The organism is Wocania arenilitoris, from assembly GCF_021728535.1.
In the GTDB taxonomy this organism is placed as follows: domain Bacteria; phylum Bacteroidota; class Bacteroidia; order Flavobacteriales; family Flavobacteriaceae; genus Wocania_A; species Wocania_A arenilitoris.
Genome location: NZ_JAKKDU010000015.1, coordinates 29773 through 50076, shown reverse-complemented (window position 1 = coordinate 50076; position 20304 = coordinate 29773). Strand labels below are relative to the sequence as shown.

Here is a 20304-nt window from a genome sequence, read left to right as displayed (position 1 = left end):
AAAAACGGATGGTTTTTCAAAACACTTTGAAAAAGTGTATATTGGATTTATGAGTGATCATATCTACAAGAGACACAATAAGAGTTTATTGTTATACCATTTGGTTTGTCCAATAAATTATCGGCGCTCAATTTTGACAGAAGAAGTAAGTAAATGTGTTGTACAAACATGTTCAGAGATAGAATTTCGATATGACATATATTTTGTGGAGGTTGGATTGGATGAGAATCATGTTCATTTTTTAGTTCAGAGCGTACCGATGTATTCACCAAAGCAAATAGTTCAAACAGTAAAAAGTATAATAGCACGTGAAGTTTTTCGATTTCATCCAGAAGTAAAGGAACAATTATGGGGAGGTCAATTTTGGTCAGATGGTTATTATGTTAATACTGTTGATCAGTACGCTAATAAGAGGTTATAATTGCATATTTGAAAAACCAAGGAAAACAAAAAGAGTATAAACAGATTCACTCAAGCCAGTTAAGGTTATTTGAGTAATTCTGATACCTCGTCAGCTTGCTGCGGGGTAGTTCATTGTTGAAATTTGATGCTTTACTTTTCTGGAACAAATTTTAGAGAAACTCCATTAATGCAGTGTCTTTTTCCTGTAGTATTTTTTGGTCCGTCGTTAAAAACATGCCCTAAATGTCCACCACAGGTAGCACAATGCTCCTCAGTTCTAGCATAGCCTAAATCGTAATCTGTAGAAAAACTTACATTACCTTTTATTTCTCTATCAAAACTAGGCCAACCGCTACCAGAATCAAATTTATGTTTACTTTTAAACAAGGGTGTATTGCAACCAGCACATTGATAGGTACCTTCTTTATAGTTTTTATTTAAAGGGCTGGTAAATGGGCGCTCAGTTCCCGCTTTTCGTAAAACGTAAAAAGCTTCAGGAGATAATTCAGCTTTCCATTCACTTTCACTTTTAATAACTTTAAAGGTTTTTGGTTTTTTGTCCTCTTTTTTTTGAGCAGAACTGTTACAGCTAATAAACATGGTAGTTATGCAAAATAATAATAACTTTTTCATATGAAGTTTTGAATAATTGAGGTTTTTAATATTGGTCGAACACTATTTAAAAACTTAACAAAATAAAAGAGATAAGCTTTAAAATTTTATGTGACCATTTAATAAACGTTGTGTCTAAAAAATTAAAGGTACAATTTTTGTATTTTTATAAAATATTTAAACCCTATAAATAATGAAACTAAAAAATATACTAGCACTATTTGGGATAGCATTATTGATTTTTTCGTGTGCTGAAAACCCATTTACAGGAAAAAAAACCATGGCGTTAGTGCCAAATTCTCAGTTATTTCCAACGGCTTTTGCTCAATACGATCAGTTTTTAACTGAAAATAAAGTGTTAACAGGAACAAAAGATGCAGAAATGATTAAGCGTGTAGGACAACGTATCGCTGTTGCTGCAGAGCGTTGGTTAAACGCAAATGGGTATCAAGGATATTTAAAAGATTACAAATGGGAATATAATTTAGTTGATGATAAAACAGTAAATGCTTGGTGTATGCCTGGCGGTAAAATTGTTTTTTATACTGGAATATTACCCATTGCTAAAAGTGAAACAGGCGTTGCAGCTATTATGGGTCACGAAGTGGCTCATGCTTTAGCTAATCATGGTCAACAGCGTATGAGTGCAGCTTATTTACAAGCAGGTGTTGCTATTGCTGGGAATGTTGCTATTAAAGATGAAAAATCTAGAAATGCTTTTAACCAATATTATGGAGTTGGTTCTCAAGTTGGTGTAATGTTACCTTTTAGCAGGAGCCATGAAACTGAGGCTGATAAAATAGGATTGTATTTAATGGCTGTTGCTGGATATAACCCAGATGAAGCTGCCGAATTATGGAAACGTATGAAAGCTAATAGTAGCGGACAAGTACCACCAGAAATTTTAAGCACACATCCATCAAACGATTCGCGTATTGCAAACTTAAAAGCATTGGCACCTAAAGCAAAAGATGAAGCTAAAAAGTTTGGTGTAACATCATTCAGATAATAAATTTATCTTTTTTAAAATATTTGATTACCTTAGAAGCTGCTCATAAAAAGAGCAGCTTTTTTTATTAAAATAAGAAATGATAATGTCTTGTTTTAATAATCCCAATGCAGGTTGGGATCTCATCAATCATGTGATAAAAGTTTATTTATTAAAGCTAAATACTTTTTATGAATCAACTTAAAAAAGGGAGTGAAAAACTTCTTAATGCTTGGGCGTTTTACGATTGGGCAAATTCCGTTTATACGCTTACCATAGCATCATCGATATTCCCGATTTTTTATTCATCACTATTTATATCAGAAACTAAAAATGTTCAAGCTTTTGGGATGGACTTTAAAAGTACTGCTCTAATAACTTTTGTTACTGCATTTACGTTTTTGGTAGTAGCTTTTACGTCACCAATTTTGTCTGGTATTGCAGATTATGTTGGAAACAAGAAAAACTTTTTAAAATTCTTTTGTTATCTAGGAAGTGTTGGGTGTATTGGTCTGTATTGGTTTAGTATAGAAAATATCCATTTAAGCTTGTTGTTTTATTTTATGGGACTTATTGGGTATTGGGGGAGTTTGGTATTTTACAATTCTTACTTGCCAGATATAGCTTTTGAAGAGCAGCAGGATGCCATTAGTGCTAAAGGTTTTTCTATGGGATATATTGGTAGTGTGTTATTACTAATTTTAAATTTAGCTATGACTATGTATCCTGATGTTTTCTCATTAAAGGATAAGCTTGCTGAAAATGGAGAAGTTATAGAGACAGCGGCTCAAGTAGCTATGAGATATTCATTTGTAACCGTTGGTATTTGGTGGGCTTTATTTAGTCAGTACTCATTTTATTATTTACCAAAAGGTATGTCTTCTGGTCATAAAGTAACACGAGCTGTTATTTTTAATGGCTTAAAAGAATTAAAGCTAGTTTGGAAACAACTCAAACAAAACTTAAGATTAAAACGGTATTTGTATGCGTTTTTTGTATTTAGTATGGCCGTACAAACCATTATGCTAGTAGCAGTTTATTTTGGTGAAGAAGAGATTGATTGGGGGGGAGATAGCGAAAAAACAATGGGTTTAATTATTAGTATTTTAGTAATACAAATAGTTGCTGTTTTTGGTGCTATATTAACATCAAGAGCTTCAAATAAATATGGAAATATAAAAACGCTTATTGCAATAAATGGTATTTGGATGTGCCTATGTTTTTACGCTTATTTTATGCAAACACCAATTCAGTTTTATATTGCGGCATCAGTAGTTGGTTTAGTAATGGGTGGTATTCAAGCCTTAGCGAGATCAACCTATTCTAAATTTTTACCAGAAACCGATGATACTACGTCTTTTTTTAGCTTTTATGATGTAGCCGAAAAAATAGGTATTGTTATAGGTATGGTAATTTTCGCATTTATAGACCAAATAACGGGAAGTATGAGAAACGGAATTCTATTCTTGTTTATTTTCTTTTTAGGTGGAATTATTTTGTTATTTAGAGTGCCAAAACAAGAAATAAAAAAATAATGGCATAAAAAAAGCGATACAATTTGTATCGCCTTTTTTATGATTTGTTTAAGACTAATCTTTCGAAATGTCTCCAGAGCCCGCTACTTTTTTGTCTACTTTTGGGTTACCACGGTAAGTAACATCACCAGAACCAGCAACTCTTGCTTTAAGGTTGTTACTAGCAGATACTTTTACATCGCCAGAACCAGCAACAGAAACCTCTGCATCATTAGAATTTAAACCGTACGAATTAAAATCTCCAGAACCAGCAACCTTAGCCACCAACTTATTAGTGCTTCCTTTTAGAGAAATATCTCCAGAACCAGCAACTGCACCTTTAACAGATTGTGTTTTTATATCTAGTATAATATCACCGGAACCAGCTAATGATACGTTTAGGTTATTAGTAATTATTTGGTCTTGACTTACCACATCGCCTGATCCTGCAAGAGATACATTATTAATATCTTTAAAAGGAATAGTTATTTTAATTCCTTTATTTTTACTAGAGCTTATATTTACTCCTTTTTTTACTTTTACAATAAGTTTTTTGTCTTTTATTTCGGTTACTATATATTCAAGTAAATTTGATTCGCCTTCTATCTTAATTTGCCCTTCTTTACCAGAAACTAATATAAAATCCATAGATCCCGCGCATTTAATACCGTCATAATCTCCAGTTGTTCTTGTTTCAGTAGTAACGTTGCCGTTTCCTTTAATTTTTTTCTTTCCCCAGTTTTGGGCATTAGTAGCTGTAACTAATAATAATGCAAAAATTGATGTTGTAATTATTTTTTTCATTTTGTTTAGGCTTTTTACTTTTCCGCTTTAGCGAAAAAAATTGATTTTAAATGTTATATAATATTAGGTTCGTTTTTTGTTGATTTTTCTGCTTTTTCTATTTCTTGCATAACGTCTTGCAGGATGTCTATTCTGCTTTGAAAGTTTAAAATCATTGCCGACATAATTAATTGATCATTAGGATTTTCATTTAATCCAATAATTAACTGATTGTAATCTTCTTCAATAACTTTAATATTGTAAAGCGCATCTACAATTAAATCTTGGTACTCTGGCATTTCTTCACTGTTTATTTTACTTAATTCATTATTAAACATAGTAGTAAATACAGTTTGTGTTTGTGCCATTTCAGGTGAAATTTCAGATAAATCTATTTGTGAATTATGTTGATTTATAAATACAAATACTGAAACAAGTAAAGCAAAAGAGGCTGCAATTCCTATAAATGGCTTCCAGAGTTTGCTCTTAGAAGTTAAAGTTTTAATATAAACTTCATTGTTTTTATTTTGCTTAACTAACTTATTAAAAAAACGTTGTTGATGACCTAAATTAGGTGTTTCAACATCAAACCTGTTTTCTAGATTTTCAAACAAATCGTTTAAATTATTGTTACTCATTACTTAATTTTTATTGTGCCAATTTAAGTTGTAATTTTTGTCTTAAGTTTTCTTTTGCTCTCGAGATTGTTGTTCTGCAATTAGCATTTGTAATATTCATAATTTTACTTATTTCATCATAATCATAACCTTCAATTAGGTTAAGAGTTAGTGCAATTCTATAATTATCTTTTAATGTTTTAATCGTGTTTAAAATGTCTTTTACTTTTTGGTTTGAATATTCGTTGTTTTTTTCAATACCATTATAATTATCTTCAACTTTATATAGCACATCATCTAAAGGAACTTTTTGAATTTTATTAGTTTTTTTATAATGATAAATGCTATTATTTATAACAATTCGTTTTAACCAAGCACCAAATATTTTAATGTCTTTAAGTTCATTTAGTTTGGTAAATGCTAACAAAAATGAATCTTGCATAATATCTTCAGCTAAAAAACTGTTTTTTACAATTCTAAAAGACGCATTATACATGGCTTTGTAGTATCTGTTATAAATTTCCAATTGTGCAGATTGGTTTCCAGATATGCAAAGTTGTATGAGCTGCTCAGTATTTAGTTTGGTTGACGTCAAAAAAAACAAGTTGTTATAATATAGATTGGTAATATTTTGATTTGTTACAGTTTTAATAAAAAAAATCCCACAGTCATAAAGATTGTAGGATTTAAAAGTGTTAATGTGTTTTAAAGATTAAGATTCTGTAGGCTTTTCAGCTTTTTCTATTGAAATTTTAAGTTCGTTTGATTTTTTGTCTAAATCTATACTTATTTTATCACCTTCCTCTGCATTTGAAGAAATGATTTCTTCAGCTAAGGCATCTTCAATATATTTTTGAATAGCTCTTTTTAAAGGTCTTGCTCCATATTGCTTATCAAAACCTTTATCTGCTATATAATCTTTGGCACTTTTGCTGAGTTTTAATATATAGCCTAAATCTTTAATTCTAACTAATAGTTTCTCTAACTCAATATCAATAATTTTATTGATATCTTCTTTTTCAAGAGCATTAAATACAACAACATCATCAATTCTATTTAAAAACTCTGGCGCGAATGATTTTTTAAGTGCGTTTTCAATAATCTTTACTGCATTTGCATCTTCTTGTGCTTTTTGCGAAGCCGTTCCAAAACCAATCCCAGTGCCGAAATCTTTTAATTTACGAGCACCAATATTTGATGTCATAATAATAATAGTATTTCTAAAATCAATTTTTCTACCTAAACTATCGGTTAAATAGCCATCGTCTAGCACTTGTAATAGCATGTTAAATACATCGGGATGTGCTTTTTCAATTTCATCTAAAAGAATAACAGCATAAGGTTTACGTCTTACTTTTTCAGTTAATTGTCCGCCTTCTTCGTAACCTACGTATCCTGGAGGTGCACCAATTAATCTGGAAATGGCAAATTTTTCCATGTATTCGCTCATGTCAATTCTAACAAGAGAGTCTTCGCTATCAAATAATTCACGTGATAATACTTTAGCTAGTTGTGTTTTTCCAACACCTGTTTGACCTAAAAATATAAATGACCCAATTGGCTTATTAGGATCTTTAAGTCCGGCACGATTTCGCTGAATAGCTTTAACAACTTTAGTTACAGCTTCATCTTGACCAATAACCTTTCCTTTTATTAAGTTTGGTAATTCGGCAAGTTTATTAATTTCGGTTTGTGCAATTCTGTTTACTGGTACACCAGTCATCATAGAAACTACGTCGGCTACATTATCTGCACTAACTATTTCGCGATGTTGTTTAGTTTCTTCTTCCCATTTTTCTTGAGCAGTTGCTAATTCTTTTTCGATGCGTTTTTCATCATCTCTAAGTTTTGCTGCTTCTTCATATTTTTGTTTTTTAACAACAGAATTTTTAGTCTCTTTAACTTTTTCAAGCTTGTTTTCGAGTTCTAAGATTTGTTTAGGAACATCTATGTTTGTGATATGAACACGCGATCCAGCTTCATCTAAAGCATCAATAGCTTTGTCTGGTAAGAAGCGTTCTGTCATATATCTATTTGTTAGTTTTACACAAGCTTCAATGGCTTCAGGTGTGTAATCTACGTTGTGATGTTCTTCGTATTTCCCTTTTATATTGTTAAGTATTTCAATAGTTTCTTCAACTGTTGTTGGTTCAACAATAACCTTCTGGAAACGGCGCTCTAAAGCACCGTCTTTTTCGATATATTGCCTATACTCATCAAGTGTTGTTGCTCCAATACATTGAATTTCACCTCTGGCTAGAGCAGGTTTAAACATGTTTGAAGCGTCTAAGCTTCCGGTAGCGCCACCAGCACCAACAATGGTATGAATTTCGTCAATAAAAAGAATGACATCGTCATTCTTTTCAAGCTCATTCATCACGGCTTTCATGCGCTCTTCAAACTGACCGCGATATTTTGTGCCAGCCACTAAGCTTGCTAAATCTAAAGTTACTACGCGCTTATTGAAAAGTATACGTGATACTTTTCGTTTTACAATACGCAGCGCTAAACCTTCAGCAATGGCAGATTTACCAACTCCAGGCTCTCCAATTAAAAGGGGATTATTTTTTTTTCTTCTACTTAATATTTGAGAGACACGCTGTATTTCTTTTTCTCTACCAACAACAGGATCTAGTTTTCCTTCGTCTGCTAAAGCGGTTAAGTCTCTACCAAAATTATCTAAAACAGGCGTTTTAGATTTTTTATTGGTTTTTCCAGTTGGGGTATTAAAGATATTATCTTTAGGAGTATCTTCTTGCGAGCCTGAATCATCATCTTGAAAAGATTCTGCTTTGGGTTCTATATAATCGCTATCGTTAGTAATCATATGTTTAAATTGTTCTTTAACATTATCGTAATCGATTTTAAGCTTATTTAAAAGCTTAGTAGTTGGGTCGTTTTCATTTCTTAAAATGCAAAGCAAAAGGTGCGCAGTATTTATAGAAGAACTTTGAAATAATTTAGCTTCTAAAAACGTAGTTTTCAAAGCGCGTTCTGCCTGTCTAGTAAGGTGCAAATTCTTTTTTTGATTTGAAGCTATCGTAATATTTGGGTTAGCAGGACTTAAAATTTCTACTTTTCGCCTTAAATGATTCAAATCAATTTCTAAAGCATTTAGTATGTTAATAGCTTTACCATCTCCATCGCGCAAAAGTCCAAGCATTAAGTGTTCGGTACCAATAAAATCGTGACCCAAACGCAATGCTTCCTCTTTACTATAAGCAATTACATCTTTTACTCTTGGTGAAAAATTATCATCCATAACTTGTTCCTTTCTGCATTAAAAATAATAATAATAGTTTATTAAATTCAAAAACCGTTCCTTAAATTGCTAATTGACGAAAAAATCTTTATAAAATCAAAATTTTAATGCGCATACTTATTAACTAAAAAAGGGGACGAAATTGTTAATAAAAAACATGAAAAAATACGATTGAAAGTCTTACTATGACTATTGAAAGTTTTATATTAGCATGTTTTGAAATACTCACTAAAACTTAATTAAAATATTTATGGCAGAAGGAGAAAAATTGATTCCTATTAATATTGAAGATGAGATGAAATCGGCTTACATTGATTACTCAATGTCGGTCATTGTGTCACGTGCTTTACCCGATGTAAGAGATGGTTTAAAGCCAGTTCATAGACGCGTGCTATACGGTATGCACGAATTGGGTGTTAGAGCAAATTCAGCACATAAAAAATCTGCAAGAATTGTAGGAGAAGTTTTGGGTAAGTATCATCCACACGGAGATACTTCAGTTTATGATGCTATGGTTCGTATGGCGCAAGAATGGAGTTTGCGTTACATGTTAGTAGATGGACAAGGTAACTTTGGTTCTATTGATGGTGATAGTCCTGCAGCAATGCGTTATACCGAGGCACGTATGCGAAAAATATCTGAAGACATGCTTGCAGATATAGAAAAAGAAACCGTAGATCATAAATTAAATTTTGATGATACGCTACAAGAACCAACTGTGCTTCCAACACGTATTCCTGGACTTTTAGTAAATGGCGCTTCTGGGATTGCTGTAGGTATGGCAACGAATATGCCGCCACACAATTTAACGGAAGTTGTAAATGGCACTATTGCATATATTGATAATACTAATATTGAAATAGATGAGCTTATACAGCATGTAAAAGCGCCAGATTTTCCTACTGGTGGAACTATTTATGGATACGATGGCGTAAAGGAAGCTTTTCAAACAGGTCGAGGGCGTATAGTAATACGAGGTAAAGCCAATATTGAAGAAGTTCAAGGTCGTGAATCTATAGTAGTTACAGAAATTCCATACCAAGTTAATAAAGCAGATATGATTAAAAAAACGGCTGATTTGGTAAACGAGAAAAAATTAGAAGGAATTTCTACCATTCGTGATGAATCTGACAGAAACGGTATGCGTATTGTTTACGTTTTAAAACGTGATGCTATTCCAAATATCGTTCTAAATAAATTATATAAATATACTGCACTGCAATCTTCTTTTAGCGTAAATAATATTGCGTTAGTTAACGGTAGGCCGCAGTTATTAAATTTAAAAGAACTTATTCATTATTTTGTAGAGCACAGACACGAAGTTGTTGTTAGAAGAACGACTTACGAATTACGCAAAGCTGAAGAACGTGCACATATTTTAGAAGGATTAATAATTGCTTCTGATAATATTGACGAGGTTATAGCGCTTATTCGTGCATCATCTAATGCTGATGAAGCTCGCGAAAAACTAATTGAGCGTTTTAAACTTTCAGAAATTCAAGCCAAAGCCATTGTAGAAATGCGTTTGCGTCAACTTACAGGTTTAGAGCAAGATAAGCTTCGTTCTGAATATGATGAGTTAATGAAAACCATTGAAGATTTAAAAGACATTCTAGATAAAAAAGAGCGCAGAATGGATATTATTAAGTCTGAATTGGAAGTTGTAAGAGATAAATATGGCGATGAGCGTCGTTCGACTATCGAATATGCAGGAGGCGATTTAAGTATAGAAGATATGATTCCTAACGAAAAAGTGGTTATTACTATTTCTCACGCAGGATATATTAAACGCACTTCGCTTACAGAATATAAAACACAAAATAGAGGCGGTGTTGGCCAAAAAGCATCAACTACTCGTAACGAAGATTTTTTAGAGAACTTGTTTGTAGGTACAAATCACCAATATATGTTGTTTTTCACTCAAAAAGGAAAATGTTTTTGGATGCGTGTTTACGAAATTCCAGAAGGCAGCAAAACCTCAAAAGGAAGAGCGATTCAAAATCTTATAAACATTGAGCAGGATGATAAAGTTATGGCATTTATCTGTACTCAAGATTTAAAAGATGAAGATTACATTAATAATCATTATGTTATTATGGCCACTAAAAAAGGTCAGGTTAAAAAGACCTCTTTAGAACAATATTCACGCCCAAGAACTAACGGAATTAATGCAATTACTATTAAAGAAGATGATGTTTTATTAGAAGCGAAGTTAACCACTGGCGAAAGTCAAGTCATGCTAGCATTAAAATCTGGTAAAGCCATTCGTTTTGAAGAAGCTAAAACCAGACCTATGGGACGAAATGCTTCTGGAGTTCGTGGCATTCGTTTACAAGACGAGAAAACAGATGAAGTTGTAGGTATGATAGCTGTTGATGATATGGAAAGTAATATTCTTGTAGTTTCAGAGAATGGCTATGGTAAACGTTCTAGTTTAGAAGACTATAGAGTTACCAATAGAGGCGGAAAAGGCGTGAAAACCATTTCTATTACAGAAAAAACAGGTAACTTAGTGTCTATTAAAAATGTAACGGATGATGACGACTTAATGATTATCAATAAATCTGGAATAGCTATCCGAATGGCAGTTAAAGATTTAAGAGTTATGGGAAGAGCCACTCAAGGTGTTAAGCTAATTAACCTTAAAGGAAGTGATTCTATTGCTGCTGTTGCTAAAGTGATGCATGATGAAGAAGAAGTTGAAGATGTTCAAACAACCGAAAATATTAATGATTCTGAAGATGGCACAACTCTTGATAATACCATTAACGAAAATAATTAAGGACAATTAACTAAATATTATTAATACAATGAAAAAAAAATTAATCATAGCTTTAGCTTTTTCAATAAGTGCATTTTCATTTGCGCAAAAAAAAGAATTGAAATCTGCAGAGAAAGCTATTAAAGGAAGCAATTTTGCAGAAGCCAAAGCAGCTTTAAATCAAGCCAAAGCTTTAATGTCTTCCATGGACAACAAAAGCAAGGCAAAATATTATTACTTATTGGGTCAAGCGTTTTATGCAAATGGAGCAGGCTCAATGCAAGATATTGATAAAGCTTTAGAGAGTTTAGAAAATGTAAAAGACGCTTATGTCGCAGAGGTAGGTGAACTAAAACAGAACATGACAAATGGTGTCTTAAAAAAAGGGAACAAGGCTTACGAAGCAAAAGATTTTTCAACAGCTTCTAAATATTTTGAGCATGCATACAAAATGTCTAAGAGAGATACTTTATTTCTTTATTATGCTGCAGCTACAGCTGTAAATGTTAAAGAATATGACCGCGCATTAAAATTATACGAAGAACTTAAAACATTAGAATATACAGGCATTCAAAAAGAATATTTTGCAATTAATGCTGAAACTGGAGAAGAAGAAGTTTTCGATAAAGCTACACGCGATTTATATGTAAAAACAAAAACGCATATTAAACCAGGAGAACGAGTAACAGAATCAAAAAAACCTGAGATTGTTAAAAATATAGCACTTATTTATGTAAGCAATGGCGATAATGAAAAAGCTATTGCTGCCATTAAAGATGCTAGAGCAGAAACTCCAGACGATATTGATTTATTGTTAACTGAAGCTAATGTGCATTTTAAAATGGGTAACAAAGCTGAGTTTCAAAGACTTTTAGAAATTGCTACTGAAAAGGATCCTAAAAATGCTGAATTGCAATATAATTTAGGAGTAATTGCTGGTGAATCAGGCGATAATGAGGCTGCAAAAAAATATTATGACAAAGTAATAGAGTTAGACCCTAACTACATTAACGCTTACATTAATATGTCTGCATTGATTTTAAATAGTGAGAAAGCTATTGTTGATGAAATGAATGGCTTAGGAACCTCAGCTGCTGATGATAAACGTTATGATGAGTTGCGTGAAGCGCGTCAAGATTTATACAAAACTGCAGTACCTTATTTAGATAAAGCATTAAGTATTGATTCAAAAAATATAAATGCCGCTAAAACGTTAATGAATATTTATAGTGTTTTAGGAGAAACAGATAAATTTAAGGCCATGAAAGAAAGAGTTGAAGCCATGGAGGGTGGAAACTAATAATACATATAGTTATAATCTATATAAAAAAAAGTCGCAATTTGCGACTTTTTTTTATATCACTTTTTTTATAACCCTCAGTTTATGGGTATGTATTTTTTCATCGATATTATAAATTCCAGAATGATCTAGCCTATCAATTCTTACTTTACCATAAGCATGAATAATATAATTATCTTTCATTATAATACCAACATGGGTAATTACGCCTTCGTTATCATCAAAAAAAGCCAAATCGCCAGGTTCACTTTCTTCAATAAAACTTAAAGCTTCTCCTTGAGTAGCCTGTTGCGAGGCTTCTCTTAATAATTTAAAACCATTAAGTTTGTAAACCATTTGTGTAAAACCGGAGCAATCGATACCAAAAGGTGTTTTACCTCCATGTAGATAGGGTGTGTTTAAATATAAAAAAGCCGTATTAATCAGATTGTTTTTTGATGAAACTCCTGAAACTAGATTGCCATCAAAATGATGGTTTAAAATTGATAAACCGTTAAGTAATGAGCCTAAAGAAATTGAGTGTAATTGCTCATTTTTATCTTGAACAAATTCTACTAAATCTGCTGAAAGTTTGAGAGTCTCTTGGTCTAAGGCTTTAAATTGCTCTTCAGTAATTTTAATGAATTGTTTATTATCTATCCAACCTTCATATTTATCAAAAGCAAGTCGAATTTTACTCCAAAATTTTCGTTGTTCTAAAACTTTAAAATAATCTCCATATAAAACCTGAGAAACAAGCTCACTTTTATTCGAAGGTTCAAATCGCAGAGAAACAATGCTTAAATTACAAATTCCGTATTGCATAAAGTTATTTTCTATTAACCATTACTATTAATTATTTAAGCAAGTATCAGAAAAAAATGTTTTTCGTTTCACCAATAAAAAATTTAATAACGTATTTCATAATCAATAAATAATAACAAAAAAACATATAACTTTATGAGCGTTTGATAACCATTGCTGATGCACCACCACCACCATTACAAATTGCTGCAGCACCAATTTTAGCATTGTTTTGTTCTAAAACATTTAGTAGTGTTACAAGTATTCTAACGCCAGAACAACCTAATGGATGCCCAAGAGAGACTGCGCCACCATTTACATTTACATTACTATCGTTTAGCCCGAGAATCTTCATATTGGCTAATCCAACTACTGAAAAAGCTTCATTAAATTCAAAATAATCAACGTCGTTTATTGTAATTCCTGCTTTACTTAATGCTTTAGGTAAAGCTTTGGCGGGAGCTGTTGTAAACCACTCTGGTTCGTGTGCTGCATCTGCATAACTTTTTATGGTTGCTAAAGGTTTTAAACCCAGCTTTTCAGCTTTTTCTTTACTCATTAATACCATAGCTCCAGCACCATCGTTGATAGTAGATGCATTAGCAGCTGTTACTGTACCATCTTTGGTAAAAGCAGGGCGTAGTTGTGGTATTTTTTCTATTTTAACATTAGTGAACTCCTCATCTTTGCTTACTATTATTGGCTCACCTCTGCGTTGTGGAACTTCAACAGAAACGACTTCATTATCAAATTTACCTGAATTCCAAGCATCAGCAGATCGTTTGTATGATTGAATAGCAAAAGCGTCTTGATCTTTTCTAGAAAACTCATATTTATTAGCGCATGCGTCAGCACAAACGCCCATAGCATTTTGGTCGTAAGCATCAACTAGCCCATCCTTTTGCATACCATCAATTAAAGTAGTTGGTCCAAATTTAATACCTGTTCTTGTATATAAATAATGCGGTATTAAACTCATGTTTTCCATTCCACCAGCAACAATAATATTAGCATCACCAAGTGCTATAGATTGAGCAGCTTGTATAACAGATTTCATTCCAGAAGCACATACTTTATTTATGGTTGTACACGGTACTGTATTAGGTATGCCGGCATAAATAGCAGCTTGTCTTGCAGGAGCTTGACCTGTGCCAGCCTGTATTACGTTACCCATTAAAACCTCTTCTACTAAACTAGGTTTTAGGTTAATTTTATCTAAAGCGCCTTTAATTGCGATTGCTCCTAATTTTGTAGCAGGAATAGTTGACAAAGCACCTAAAAAACTACCTATTGGTGTTCTTGCTGCCGATACAATAACAACTTCTTTACTCATTTTTTTATGCTTTAATTATAACACAACGAAAATAATCAATTTTTAATAGAACTAAGTAATCATTAGAATATTATAAAACATAAAAAGGATTAGAAATTTATTACATTTGAAGTATTGAAAATGTTAAATGAAAGATTTAATCAATAAACTTTACCGAAACCATTCTATAATCTATAAAGGATTATTGTTTATAGGGACAATATTTTTAATTGTGTATTTATTTCCTAAAAGCGGAAAGTTTAAATACAATTTTGAAAAAGGAAAACCTTGGCAATCCGAAAATTTATATGCACCTTTTAACTTTGCTGTTAAAAAGACAGATGAAGAAATTAATAAAGAAAAGCAAAGTATTACAGATAACGCAGTTCTGTATTTTAATATTGATAGCTCAGTTGAAACCAAAGTAGCAAATGCTTTTCAAACTCAATTTAAAAATATATTTACAGATTCTATTGCTGAATTTGATTTAGATAATTTGTTTAACACAGGCAATAAAATCATTAAAGAATTGTACCAATTTGGTATTTTAAATGAAGATTATAAATTTTCAGAAAGCAAACTTGTAGTTATACTTGATGACCGCGTTGAGAAAAATAAAACACTGTTTTCTAATTTAATAAAGCAAGATAAAGTTGTTGCTGTTATTGATAAAGAGCTTTCAAATCAAAATTTATTAAAGTATAAAACTAGTTTTGTATCACTGTTTTTTGATTTAGTTGAACCTAATTTGTCTTTTGATAAATCAACCACAGATAAAGTTTTACAAGAAGAGTTTAATAAGATTGTTTATGCCAGAGGAAGTATTGAAAAAGAAACCTTAATTATTTCCAAAGGAGAAGTTATTGAAGGAGATAAATATCAAATTTTAAAATCGTTACAATCTGAGTACGAATCTCAGGTTTGGAATCAATTAAACTATAATTGGATACTATTTGCTTATACATTGCTAGTGGCATTAGCCTTATTAATGCTGTTATTATTTCTTAGAAAATACAGGCCAGATGTATTTGAAAACAATACTAAAGTCACCTTTATTTTTTTCAATATTCTTTTAATGGTTTTTATTACAACATTAGTTGTAAACTATAATTCTAAATATATTTACGTTGTTCCTATATGTATTTTGCCATTAGTTTTTAAAGCATTTTTCGATGCACGTTTGGGCTTGTTTGCACACGTAATTACTGTTTTACTATTGGGCTTTATAGTACCTAATAGTTATGAGTATATGTTCCTGCAAATTATTGCTGGTATAGTTACAATTTTAACTGTTTCAGAATTATATAAAAGAGCCAATCTCTTTATTTCTGTTGGACAAATTACATTAATATATATCATTGCTTATTTTGCTTTTTTTGTAATACACGAAGGCACCGTAGAAACCATTAAATGGGAAACGTTTATTTGGTTTGTACTTTGCGGACTTGCAACTTTATTCGTACAGCCCTTAATTTATATTTATGAAAAACTTTTTGGATTAGTTTCAGATGTATCACTTTTAGAATTATCAGATACCAATTCAAAATTACTTAAAGAACTTTCAAATAAATCACCAGGAACATTTCATCATTCATTAAACGTAGCTAATTTGGCTGAAGCTTCTGCTAACGAAATAGGTGCAAATGCCATGTTGATTAGAGTAGGAGCGCTCTACCACGATATTGGTAAAATGAAAAATCCAACATATTTTACTGAAAATCAATCTACAGGAATTAATCCTCACGATGAACTTTCATCAAAAGAAAGTGCTAAAATTATAATCGATCATGTCATTGATGGTATTGAAATAGCTCGAAAAAATAATTTACCAGATCGTGTTATAGATTTTATTAGAACGCACCATGGAACAAGCCTTGTTTATTATTTTTATAAAAAAGAAAAAGAACAACAAAAAGAGGTAGATAAATTAAATTTTAGTTACCCAGGACCGAAACCCTTTAGTAAAGAAACTGCTATTTTAATGATGTGCGATAGTGTAGAAGCGGCATCAAAAAGTTTAAAAGAGCCTACCTCTACAAAGATTGATGCCTTTGTAGAAAATATAATTAATAAACAAATAGAGGAAGGACAATTTTTAAATGCAAATATTACTTTTAAAGAGATTCAGTCTATAAAAAAAGTGTTAAAACACAAGCTTGCAAATATTTACCATTTGCGTATTGAATATCCAGAATAAATTTTACAAAAAAATAAATAAATAGTTGCGTTCTTACAGATGATATATTACATTTGCATCCGCAATTTTATTGCAAAGTTCATTAAAAAGGAGAGGTGCCTGAGTGGCCGAAAGGAGCGGTTTGCTAAATCGTCGTACCCCAAAAGGGTACCCGGGGTTCGAATCCCCGTCTCTCCGCAATTATATAGATAACTAAATCGGGGTGTAGCGTAGCCCGGTTATCGCGCCGCGTTTGGGACGCGGAGGTCGCAGGTTCGAATCCTGCCACCCCGACTTTTATTTAGGGCTCTTAGCTCAGCTGGATAGAGCACCTCCCTTCTAAGGAGGCGGTCGAAGGTTCGAATCCTTCAGGGCTCACAAAAAGCTTCACTATTTTTAGTGAGGCTTTTTTGTTTTTTGGGTTTAATAAAATTGTAAAATTATTTCCTAAACAAGTTATAATATTTACTAGTTTAGCAACATTATACTATGAAAAACCTAATTCTATTTATTTGTATTTTTCTATCCAATAGTCTCTTTTCTCAAGAGGTTTATGTTTCAACTAAGTTCAGCGAAGATGGAACTTTATATGAAGATGCAACGGAAACATCAAAATCCATAACTCAATTTGAACAGAATCAAAAATGCGAGGTTATAAGCTATTTAGGAAAAGATTATTATAGGGTAAAATACAAAGATTGGGTTGGGGTTGTGAGTTCAGATTATTTGGTAATTTCTGAAGAAGTGATGGATCTTTACTACGATTACCAAGATAAAGCAAGACAAAAAGTTATTGAAGAGAGGGAAAAAAGGCAAAAGCGCTTGCAGGATATACAGTATAATAGTCCAGAGCAAAAAGAAAAGCGTAGACAGGACTCCATAGTTAAGGCTCAAGAAATAGAAAGGCAACGTTTGGCAGAAGAAGAATTTCAGCGAAAAAAAGCTGCATTACGAACTCTTAAAATAAAGGATTCCATCGCTAAAGCTAAAGAAGCCGAAAGGCAACGATTAGCTGCTCAGGAGTTAGCTCGCAAACAAGCGGAGGAAAAAGCAAAACGTGAACGCGATTCAATCACTAAAGTTAAAGAAGCCGAAAAGCAACGTTTAGCAGCGCAAGAGTTAGCTCGCAAACAAGCTGAAGCAAAAGCAAAGCGTAAAAGAGATTCCATTACTAAAGTTCAAGAAATAGAAAGACAACGTTTGGCAGCAGAAGCGTTGTTACGTAAACAAGCAGAGGAAAATGCAGAACGTGAACGCGATTCAATTGCTAAAGCCAAAGAGCTTGAAAGACAACATTTAGCTGCTCAAGAGTTAATTCGCAAACAGGCGGAAGAAAAAGCAAAGCGTAAAAGAGATTCCATTACTAAAGTGCAAGAATTAGAAAGGCAACGTTTGGCAGAAGAAGAATTCAAGCGAAAAAAAGCAGCATTACAAGCTCTTAAAATAAAGGATTCCATCGCTAAAGCTAAAGAAGCCGAAAGGCAACGATTAGCTGCTCAGGAGTTAGCTCGCAAGCAAGCGGAGGAAAAAGCAAAACGTGAACGCGATTCAATCACTAAAGTTAAAGAAGCCGAAAAGCAACGTTTAGCAGCGCAAGAGTTAGCTCGCAAACAAGCTGAAGCAAAAGCAAAACGTGAACGTGATTCCATAGCCAAAGTTCAAGAAATAGAAAGACAACGTTTGGCAGCAGAAGCGTTGTTAAGTAAACAAGCAGAGGAAAAAGCAGAACGTGAACGCGATTCAATTACTAAAGCCAAAGAGCTTGAAAGACAACATTTAGCTGCTCAAGAGTTAGTTCGCAAACAGGCTGAAGCAAAAGCAAAGCGTAAAAGAGATTCCATTACTAAAGTGCAAGAATTAGAAAGGCAACGTTTGGCAGAAGAAGAATTCAAGCGAAAAAAAGCAGCATTACAAGCTCTTAAAATAAAGGATTCAATCACTAAAGTTAAAGAAGCCGAAAAGCAACGTTTAGCAGCTCAAGAGTTAGCTCGCAAACAAGCTGAAGCAAAAGCAAAACGTGAACGTGATTCCATAGCCAAAGATCAAGAAGTAGAAAGACAACATTTGGCTGCCCAAGAGTTAGCACGCAAACAGGCAGAAGAAAAGGCAAAACACCAAAGAGATTCTATTGCTAAATCTAAGGAAACAGAAAAACTTATTTCAAAAAAATCGAAAGAACCAAATACTTGTAAATATCTAATTAATGAGTATGATGATTTTTATAAAGAGCAATTAATTAGGACAGATCTTTATAGATTAAATAAAAACCTAACTGTAGAGTTATATAAACAAGGTAAAACCGCAAGTGTTTTTCTGAATTTATCAGAAAATCTTGGTTGCGCTAGTTATTTAACAAGTAATAGGTCTTCAGTAAGAATTCAACTAGAAAATAACCAAACAATTAAGTTATATCATTCTTGGAATATTGATTGCGAAAATTTTAATTTTAAAGGAAGGGTGTCTAACTCGCAAATGCAAAATCTAAAAGCCTCTCCTATTAAATCAATATTCTTTAAAGGAACAAAAGGCTCAAGTGCGATTACTCATATAGATTATAAAACGTTTTTTATAGAAAAAATAACATGTATTGAGTAGGTTTTTTGTGTTTAATTTGTTTTAGTACAAGTAATTACAATTTTATTGTCATCAAGATCAGTAGTAAAAAACAAATATAGGTTTCCACCTTCTTTGATGTTGAATTTTTTTCTGATGCCTTGAACCGTTTCTGGAAAGTTTCTAATGGTAATATTTGCCTTTTTAAAATCTTCTTTTTTCAATTCTTTTTTATTGTATGGCAATATGTTTTCAATTTTAAAACATCTACCAGGAAAATCTAAAAGTTGTTCGCTGGTGTATAAATGAGAATGTTGATGCAATTTAAAAACGTCTATTTTTTTAGAAATAGAATGAAATCCACCAGCTTTTAAAATAGCAGAATTAGGTTCGTATAAGTAGGAGAGTGGTAATTTGTAATTCGATTGTGCAAGCTTTTCTTCTCCTAATAAAAAATTAAAATGTTCTTCTTTATCTTTTTTAATATTTACGGTTTTAATAGAAATTTTTTCTGAATAGTTGCTTTCTAAAACCCAAAGTAATTCTTTTACGTCATTATTTATAGCAACAACGTGAATTGTTTTTACATGCTTTAATTCATTGATTCCAATTGAAAAATCGAGTAGCGGTGAAGTTTTAATTAATATATTTTTTGAATGTTTAAAAAGTATATCTAAATGTTCAGGAACATTGGGTAAACAATCATTTAAAAAGAAGACTTTGCCTTTTCTATCGTGTCGTCTTGATGGATCTAAATAAATCCAATTATATAATTTTTTACTAGTTTTTATATATTCAATACCATCAATACAACATGTTTTTATATTTTGAATATCTAATTGCTTGTAATTATGTTTTACAATTTCTGAAAGCTTATTGTTTATCTCACAATGTTTAACACTTTTAAAACGTTTTGAAAAATAATAACAATCTACCCCAAATCCACCAGTTAAATCTATAATGGAGTCGCCAGAAATTAAGCTAGATTTATAATTTGCAGTTATTTCAGATGAGGTTTGCTCAATGCTTAATTTGTTTGGGTAGTAAATGTTTTCAGTATTAAACCACGTCGATAATTTTTTTTCACAACGCTTTTTTGCCTCAATTTGTTCGACAACCTCTTTAGTTTCAACACTATTAAAAGCTATGCCTTTTAAAAGTAATTTAGAAATACTACTATTTAAATTGCTATTTATAAACTCTTGAATATCAGTATTTAGAATAGAATGATTCAATAGAGA

14 protein-coding genes, 3 tRNA genes and 1 pseudogene are annotated in these 20304 nt (G+C 32.1%); 10 read left to right on the top strand and 8 right to left on the bottom strand.

All coding sequences use genetic code 11. The annotated features are described in order from the left end of the window. Nucleotides 1-49: 49 nt before the first annotated feature. Nucleotides 50-498, top strand: a pseudogene (gene tnpA, locus L3X37_RS12415) (IS200/IS605 family transposase). Nucleotides 499-552: 54 nt separating this feature from the next. Here the strand turns inward: tnpA and msrB are convergent. Next, nucleotides 553-1035 carry a peptide-methionine (R)-S-oxide reductase MsrB gene (msrB, locus tag L3X37_RS12410; protein ID WP_237240496.1) on the bottom strand — a complete coding sequence of 161 codons (483 nt, stop codon included), beginning with the start codon at nt 1033-1035 and terminating at the stop codon, nt 553-555. 172 nt (nt 1036-1207) lie between these two features. On the opposite strand from msrB, the gene L3X37_RS12405 reads away from it, so the two are divergent. After that, the gene (locus L3X37_RS12405) at nt 1208-2023 is read left to right on the top strand and encodes a M48 family metallopeptidase (protein WP_237240495.1); all 816 of its coding nucleotides are present in this window, start codon (nt 1208-1210) and stop codon (nt 2021-2023) included. A 170-nt stretch (nt 2024-2193) separates the two neighbouring features. Next, nucleotides 2194-3537, top strand: a complete 1344-nt coding sequence (locus L3X37_RS12400) for an MFS transporter (protein WP_237240494.1) — start codon at nt 2194-2196, stop codon at nt 3535-3537. A 54-nt stretch (nt 3538-3591) separates the two neighbouring features. On the opposite strand, the gene L3X37_RS12395 is transcribed toward L3X37_RS12400, so the two are convergent. From L3X37_RS12395 to L3X37_RS12380, 4 genes are all read right to left on the bottom strand, one after another. Continuing rightward, a complete protein-coding gene (locus tag L3X37_RS12395; protein ID WP_237240493.1) occupies nt 3592-4320 on the bottom strand; it encodes a head GIN domain-containing protein in 729 nt (242 codons plus the stop codon). Nucleotides 4321-4373: 53 nt separating this feature from the next. Further along, nucleotides 4374-4937, bottom strand: coding sequence for a hypothetical protein (locus L3X37_RS12390; protein WP_237240492.1), 564 nt, complete (start codon nt 4935-4937; stop codon nt 4374-4376). Nucleotides 4938-4947: 10 nt separating this feature from the next. Continuing rightward, nucleotides 4948-5511, bottom strand: a complete 564-nt coding sequence (locus L3X37_RS12385) for an RNA polymerase sigma factor (RefSeq protein WP_237240491.1) — start codon at nt 5509-5511, stop codon at nt 4948-4950. Nucleotides 5512-5628: 117 nt separating this feature from the next. Further along, on the bottom strand, nt 5629-8178 hold the full coding sequence (locus tag L3X37_RS12380) for an ATP-dependent Clp protease ATP-binding subunit (protein ID WP_237240490.1): 2550 nt from the start codon (nt 8176-8178) through the stop codon (nt 5629-5631). 250 nt (nt 8179-8428) lie between these two features. Here L3X37_RS12380 and gyrA point away from each other — a divergent pair, with 250 nt between their 5' ends. Then, on the top strand, nt 8429-10960 hold the full coding sequence (gyrA, locus tag L3X37_RS12375; RefSeq protein ID WP_237240489.1) for a DNA gyrase subunit A: 2532 nt from the start codon (nt 8429-8431) through the stop codon (nt 10958-10960). Nucleotides 10961-10988: 28 nt separating this feature from the next. Then, the gene (locus L3X37_RS12370; protein ID WP_237240488.1) at nt 10989-12239 is read left to right on the top strand and encodes a tetratricopeptide repeat protein; all 1251 of its coding nucleotides are present in this window, start codon (nt 10989-10991) and stop codon (nt 12237-12239) included. A gap of 54 nt (nt 12240-12293) precedes the next feature. On the opposite strand, the gene L3X37_RS12365 is transcribed toward L3X37_RS12370, so the two are convergent. Beyond that, nucleotides 12294-13043 (bottom strand): C40 family peptidase, encoded by a 750-nt coding sequence (locus tag L3X37_RS12365; RefSeq protein WP_237240487.1) that lies wholly within the window; start codon nt 13041-13043, stop codon nt 12294-12296. 133 nt (nt 13044-13176) lie between these two features. Continuing rightward, the gene (locus tag L3X37_RS12360; protein WP_237240486.1) at nt 13177-14355 is read right to left on the bottom strand and encodes an acetyl-CoA C-acyltransferase; all 1179 of its coding nucleotides are present in this window, start codon (nt 14353-14355) and stop codon (nt 13177-13179) included. A 127-nt stretch (nt 14356-14482) separates the two neighbouring features. On the opposite strand from L3X37_RS12360, the gene L3X37_RS12355 reads away from it, so the two are divergent. The 5 genes from L3X37_RS12355 to L3X37_RS12335 all read left to right on the top strand — a co-directional run bounded on the left by L3X37_RS12355 (nt 14483) and on the right by L3X37_RS12335 (nt 19105). Beyond that, nucleotides 14483-16531, top strand: coding sequence for an HD family phosphohydrolase (locus tag L3X37_RS12355; protein WP_237240485.1), 2049 nt, complete (start codon nt 14483-14485; stop codon nt 16529-16531). Between the two features lie 89 nt (nt 16532-16620). Further along, nucleotides 16621-16708 (top strand) — tRNA-Ser (locus tag L3X37_RS12350). 21 nt (nt 16709-16729) lie between these two features. Continuing rightward, a tRNA-Pro gene (locus tag L3X37_RS12345) sits at nt 16730-16804 on the top strand. Nucleotides 16805-16814: 10 nt separating this feature from the next. Next, nucleotides 16815-16888, top strand: a tRNA-Arg gene (locus L3X37_RS12340). 111 nt (nt 16889-16999) lie between these two features. Beyond that, a complete protein-coding gene (locus L3X37_RS12335) occupies nt 17000-19105 on the top strand; it encodes a hypothetical protein (RefSeq protein WP_237240484.1) in 2106 nt (701 codons plus the stop codon). An 11-nt stretch (nt 19106-19116) separates the two neighbouring features. On the opposite strand, the gene L3X37_RS12330 is transcribed toward L3X37_RS12335, so the two are convergent. Beyond that, the gene (locus tag L3X37_RS12330) at nt 19117-20298 is read right to left on the bottom strand and encodes a THUMP-like domain-containing protein (protein ID WP_237240483.1); all 1182 of its coding nucleotides are present in this window, start codon (nt 20296-20298) and stop codon (nt 19117-19119) included. Between the last annotated feature and the right edge of the window lie 6 nt (nt 20299-20304).

Bases quoted from the DNA above. Each gene is read 5' to 3' on its own strand.
- msrB (WP_237240496.1), bottom strand. From the start codon at position 1,035: ATGAAAAAGTTATTATTATTTTGCATAACTACCATGTTTATTAGCTGT.
- L3X37_RS12405 (WP_237240495.1), top strand. From the start codon at position 1,208: ATGAAACTAAAAAATATACTAGCACTATTTGGGATAGCATTATTGATT.
- L3X37_RS12400 (WP_237240494.1), top strand. From the start codon at position 2,194: ATGAATCAACTTAAAAAAGGGAGTGAAAAACTTCTTAATGCTTGGGCG.
- L3X37_RS12395 (WP_237240493.1), bottom strand. From the start codon at position 4,320: ATGAAAAAAATAATTACAACATCAATTTTTGCATTATTATTAGTTACA.
- L3X37_RS12390 (WP_237240492.1), bottom strand. From the start codon at position 4,937: ATGAGTAACAATAATTTAAACGATTTGTTTGAAAATCTAGAAAACAGG.
- L3X37_RS12380 (WP_237240490.1), bottom strand. From the start codon at position 8,178: ATGGATGATAATTTTTCACCAAGAGTAAAAGATGTAATTGCTTATAGT.
- gyrA (WP_237240489.1), top strand. From the start codon at position 8,429: ATGGCAGAAGGAGAAAAATTGATTCCTATTAATATTGAAGATGAGATG.
- L3X37_RS12370 (WP_237240488.1), top strand. From the start codon at position 10,989: ATGAAAAAAAAATTAATCATAGCTTTAGCTTTTTCAATAAGTGCATTT.
- L3X37_RS12365 (WP_237240487.1), bottom strand. From the start codon at position 13,043: ATGCAATACGGAATTTGTAATTTAAGCATTGTTTCTCTGCGATTTGAA.
- L3X37_RS12360 (WP_237240486.1), bottom strand. From the start codon at position 14,355: ATGAGTAAAGAAGTTGTTATTGTATCGGCAGCAAGAACACCAATAGGT.
- L3X37_RS12355 (WP_237240485.1), top strand. From the start codon at position 14,483: ATGAAAGATTTAATCAATAAACTTTACCGAAACCATTCTATAATCTAT.
- L3X37_RS12335 (WP_237240484.1), top strand. From the start codon at position 17,000: ATGAAAAACCTAATTCTATTTATTTGTATTTTTCTATCCAATAGTCTC.